Consider the following 5356-nt stretch of genomic DNA (forward strand, 5'->3'; position numbering starts at 1 on the left):
CCATGATCTCGCACCTCAGTAACTGTACGTAAGATCAGTATAGCTCGTGGTGACTGCTAATCATGGGTAATCAGGTAGACGAAAGGCAGCAAGCCAGATGCCACCAGGCGCTCGCGGGTCACCTCTGGCAATTCGGCAAAAGAGCTGACGCCATCTTCATCGCGATCGGCTTTTATCTCGGCCACCAGTTGCAGGTGATAGGCAAGTACCAAGGGGTGCAGCGGGCTAAGGCGGTGCCACTCATCCTGGCGGCACAGACCGATGCGCATCAACTGTTTGTGCTCGAGCGCCAACACCGCATTGGTCGGTATCTCGCTTAATGCCGCTTCGTAGGCATCCAGCACCCGCTGCACCAGGGCGCAATAGCTGTCACCCCAGGCCACCAGGCTCGGCAAGGTTTTATGGTGTTGCAGATAGTCAAACAGGGCGGCATAAGCGCCATGTAAATCAGGGAACCTGACACTAATCGCCGCAAGTGGCATTGGATCGGCAGTCAGACCGATATACAAGGCCCGCTCATCAACCATCCGTGCTTCGAGGTTCAGCAGCTGCTGGCGGATCCCGACCACACCACTTTCGCTGTTATCGAAAATGATCTTGCCTTTGGCCCGCAGATACTCGGCATTACGGTCATCTCTGAGCAGCTTGGCGAAGCGATCCCGGTCAAACAGCAGCGGAACGCAAATACTCTCATCGGCGGCCGGGCCTTCAATATTGATGGGCAAGCGACGCTCGCCATTGACCAGCTCAAACTGGATCTGTTCGCTCTGCTCGGCCAGCGTATCAAAGTTCACCCAGCCACAGGCGCTGCAGTCCACTTCGCCCTCATCGTCAACCAGATGCATGATGGCGTCTTGCTCTGGGTTGACCTTGAACTTGTTCTCTTCCAGCAGCAGGGTCAGCCACTTCTTGCCCGCATCAACTCGGAAGCAGTGCAGCAACTCATCGAAATAGAAATCTCCCTGCTCTACCACTAGACAGCGGAACTTGTACTCTTCGGAGCGGTTATCGCGTTTAAGCTCAAGGCTAAAAAAGGTGGGTTCTCCCGTGACGGGCAAGGTCACCGTCGCCCAGCAGCGTTTACCACCGACACGGCTGACAGAATAAGTGACCGAATTTTTGAGCGGCCCATTGTGCATCAGTTTGAACTGGCTCTCGTCCAGATCATTACCGATGAAGGTAAAAGAGAGGTTGAGGGTTTTCTCCCCCGGCGGGAGCTGGATCAGCAGGCTCAGGTCGCGTTGTCCCGCCTTGCTCTGGCTTTTGGCTCTTTGTTGCAGTGAACCACTGTCAACGGCCACCTCTTCCAATAGCAACTTTTGCGCTTTGTTGGCTTCAATCTCTTTGAGGTAGGCCTCGAATTCCAGGTCACGCCAGCTCTCATCCTGGAAATGCAGGCGGATAAACTTGGCGCTGAACTCTTTCAGGACACTCTCGAGCTGATCGAGATCATAATGCTCAACCGCATCTTCAATCTCGCGTCGCAGCTTGCGGTTGGCTTGGAGCCGCTTGCTGATCTGAGCCTTCTTGCCGCTCCAGTTCAAAATGACCGGGTCATTGAATAGCTGAAGCTCATCAAATTCCAGAACACCATCTTGATCCAGTGCACTGAACAGAGGAGCAAAACCAAATACGGTCGCCCCCTCTTCAGTGATGAGGGACAGTTGCTCTTCAAGCAGGCAGGCTGACAGCTCCTTGTTACTGCTGCCAACATCAATCAGTGCGCCAAGCTGCTGCGAGAGACTATCCGGATGCCAGACCGCACCGGGCGCCCCCAAATCAAGCGCACTGTTGATCAGAGTATCCAGCATGCTGTTGTGGATAATGAGCAGGGCTGCTTTTTCAAATTCTGCACTGCGCCCTGCTACCAGATCACGTAAACGGGAGATGTAGTTTTCGGTAAATCCCGGAGCCTCACCATGCAACACAGGTAAAACCCGCACGCCATTGCACTCTATGTATGGCAGGTCAATGCCATCGGCCGTAGCCAGCGTATTTGTGGCAGCAAAGGTCACCAGTGACTGATAGAGCACCAGACCGTTTTCTGCGCTGGGGGATTTGAACTGGTAACGAGAGCCCGGTTCAATGTCGGCACTGACCCACTCGATAAAACGTTCGGCCAGAAAATGTTCAAAGGGTCTTGCGGACATATACGGCGTCTCCACTATCACTCATTCGTTCTACATTGCCCATGCGCTCATAGAAGCTGACCAGTTGCTGCAATGACTGGTTATCAAGATAAAAACCGCGCAGCTCGAAGCCTTTACGCAGATCGTGCAGGCGCAGCTTGTCGGCCTTGCCGATGGTGAGATTGGTCAACAGCAACAGCTGATCCTGATTCAGTACCAGGGTGCGGCCAGCGGCCCCCCGGGCCTGAATAAAATCACTGAGCAGCTTCTCTTCCAGCTCTTTGACATATTTCTTGTTCACGCCGCCACGTGAGGTATTGGCATCACGGAATTGCTCCAGAGCCAACTCTTTAAGCTGCTCAAAGGCTTCTGCCACGCTGTTTGTGAGAGGTCGTACAGACTGCAATTTACGGATTTCTCTAAAGGCCTGCAGATAGTTGTTCAAATCTTCCAGCAACTGAGTCTGGTCAGCATATTGCGTGGCATCGTGATAAACCTGCCAAAGCGGTCTTTTTTTGGCATCCCCTGGCAACTGGAGCACGTCAAGGGCGGAAAGCAGCGGGAAAACCCGCTCGCTGGCAGCAGCCAGCAGCTTGTAGCCAGAACGTTTTACCGAAGTACGTTCAGAGCTGGCCTTTTCCGAATCGAGGATAAAGTAGAGGGGCTTGCTTTGGGGCTCATGTTGCCAGTCGGTCACATTCAGTGCCAACTGAGCACAGTAAGCAAAGGCATACAGCTTAAGTGTGCCGGGCAAGGCTTGTAGCAAGTACTGGGGATGCGCAGCCAAAAAGCGAATATCTTCACGAAATACGGCATTCAAAAAAGGCAGATAAGGTTGCTCATCCTCATTTTTTACCAAGCTGCCACTTTGCAGCTTGCCTTGCAGAACTGACAACAGTTCTTGCTCGACAAAGTTGAGCTTGTCATCGAGCGCATCTTCAAGGAAGAAATCCCCCAACAAGCCTGCAAACAATTTGCACAATCGCGTATCTGGTGCGCTGAGATCGGCTTGTCCACTCTTCTTCCCTTTGGCCTTGAACAAGAGGAATAGCGGTGAAATGTGAAAGAGTGAGTCATTTGAAAAATAGGCTCTCTCAAGTACCTGCCAAAAATCAGGATCGTCGAGCTTATCTACAAACCGGGCTTTGCACTCCTCCTTAAATTGCTCGAATTCATAGGCAGTCACCTGCTTGCGCAAGGAAAGCCCGAGCACGACACCGGTCACGGTATCCCAGTCAAACTCATTGCCTTTGTTGCGAATGGGCCAGTAGTTGGTGAGTTTGTTTTTATCAACCGGAGCTAATCCGACAGGAATTGGATACAGAGACATGACTATCTGGTTCCTTCTACAGTGATCATGCCGTCATCCAAACCAAGACGGTAATGCTGGTCACCTTCGTAATAGTGAAGAACAGGGCTCTTTTTAGCGACAGCGCGAATTTGCTCAACCATCTCATCGAGCAACACGATGGCATTCTTGTCGTACTTGTTTGGCCGATAGCCATTGTTGAGCTTGCAGATCAGCTCAAACAGATTGAGGTTGATTGCCATCGGTGCCAAGGGCTGCTCATCAACTTTCAGATAAGCGCTGAAATGATCGTGTTTCTCGACATGCTGACGCTGAATTGCGCTGTAGTCAGCTTTAAGCTCGACAGGTGCCGCGACATGACACTGGCCAAATTGACCCAGAGAAAGCTCACGCTTTGACAACTCAGGAGCATTGCGGTTGGCATAGACAAAAATGGCCGGGATCAGCGCTTTCACATAGAAATTGCGCAAGGCCAGCTGGCTTCCACCCTCCCCAAGATACTGACTATGCTGCAGCCAGACAGTGGCATAGTGTTCAAGTACCTGCTCTTCAAAATCGACTTTGAATTGGTGATGGTAGTTATTGCCAAGTTCACAGTCCTTAAGCAGATAAAAAAGGCGCAGAAGGGATGCGGCTTGACCCGCTTTATCACGAGGCTCGTTGAATATGAGCCCCAGTTTTGCCAGCCCGTCCATAAAGGCATCCAGCGCCTCATCCGGTAGATTCAGCTCATAACGCAGCACAAACTGGTCTACCGCTTGGGTATGAATCAAGGCAGGATCAAAGTCAGCAAGACGCAGGCTTAGCTCGCTGTCTTTAGCCAGAAACATGTTGTCAAAGAGATAATGCTCCCCGGCCAGAAGCTGATGGAGCAGATCCAGCAAGGCGCGAGTCGTAATGAATTGATCCTTGATCAAACGGGTTTTGAACAGAGTGGTAATGATAATCTCTTGCACGTGCTCATTGGCCAACAGCCTGAAATTGGCGATGAGGCGCATGTCGCGTTGACGTTGCTCATCTGCAAGCGCAATAGCATGAAACAGATTGTCATCAGTTGGCTGGGTTAACCGCTTGAGCAGTTGACGCATAAAGCTTGAATAGCTGCCAGCATCATCATTAAAACGAAATTTTGGATAGGACTCGAAATCCAGAAAGTGATACGCCCCTTGCGTTCTCTCACCACTATTCAAAAAACGTTCGATCACGCCACGCAGCGCACTGTGCCGCTCAGCCCCTTCTTTGGCAAAGTTGGCCAGCATACCGATGTTGATACCAACCACCAAGGGTTGAGCCCCATCTCCAGCACGATCAAAGAGTTCATTTAGCGCATCGATTGCTGATTGATGAGGCGAAAAGCTATGGGTTGCATCCAAATGGAAGCGATAGTACTGCTTATAACGCTCATAGCTACGGGAGAGAATTTCAGATTTACCATCACCACTACTGCCACAGAGAAAGACGCAATCCCCCGGCCGCAGCGAGCTCAATACATGCTCAAAGTCGAGTTCAATATCAGGTTTGACGTAGAGATACTCCTTGAGGTCGTCATAGACATCTCTGGGCCTATCTGACGTAGTTTTTACGGAAAACGGAGATGATTTAGCCAAGACCCCGAGGGCCTTTCTGAGGGTAACGGCGCTCACTACGGTTTATGCCCTGCCAATTGAGTAATTAAGGGATAGTAACCGATTAAATCCAACAATGACCAGAATGACCTCCGGTCAAAACAGGGGGTTGGTCACGAAATGGTCACCGTTTGGTCACGGTCACGAACATCAAGCGGGCATTTCAAACTACAGATATGAAAAAAAGCCCAACCTGTTCAACAGGTTGGGCTTTCTATTTAGTGGCGGAGCGGACGGGACTCGAACCCGCGACCCCCGGCGTGACAGGCCGGTATTCTAACCGACTGAACTAC

Annotated in this window: 3 protein-coding genes; all 3 read right to left on the bottom strand. The window is 51.3% G+C overall.

The genetic code is table 11. From position 1 onward, the window contains the following. Nucleotides 1–56: 56 nt before the first annotated feature. Genes PG887_RS21665 through dptF form a run of 3 tightly spaced genes read right to left on the bottom strand, consistent with a single transcriptional unit; the run spans nucleotide 57 to nucleotide 5081 of the window. The gene (locus PG887_RS21665) at nucleotides 57–2150 is read right to left on the bottom strand and encodes a hypothetical protein (RefSeq protein WP_270822886.1); all 2094 of its coding nucleotides are present in this window, start codon (nucleotides 2148–2150) and stop codon (nucleotides 57–59) included. Further along, entirely contained in the window at nucleotides 2131–3459 is a 1329-nt protein-coding gene (gene dptG / locus PG887_RS21670) for a DNA phosphorothioation-dependent restriction protein DptG (RefSeq protein ID WP_270822887.1), read from the bottom strand. The genes PG887_RS21665 and dptG overlap by 20 nt, the downstream gene beginning before the upstream one ends. 2 nt (nucleotides 3460–3461) lie before the next feature. Then, on the bottom strand, nucleotides 3462–5081 hold the full coding sequence (dptF, locus tag PG887_RS21675) for a DNA phosphorothioation-dependent restriction protein DptF (RefSeq protein ID WP_101531739.1): 1620 nt from the start codon (nucleotides 5079–5081) through the stop codon (nucleotides 3462–3464). Between the last annotated feature and the right edge of the window lie 275 nt (nucleotides 5082–5356).

It is taken from the genome of Aeromonas sp. QDB14, from assembly GCF_027707845.1.
Lineage (GTDB): Bacteria > Pseudomonadota > Gammaproteobacteria > Enterobacterales > Aeromonadaceae > Aeromonas > Aeromonas caviae.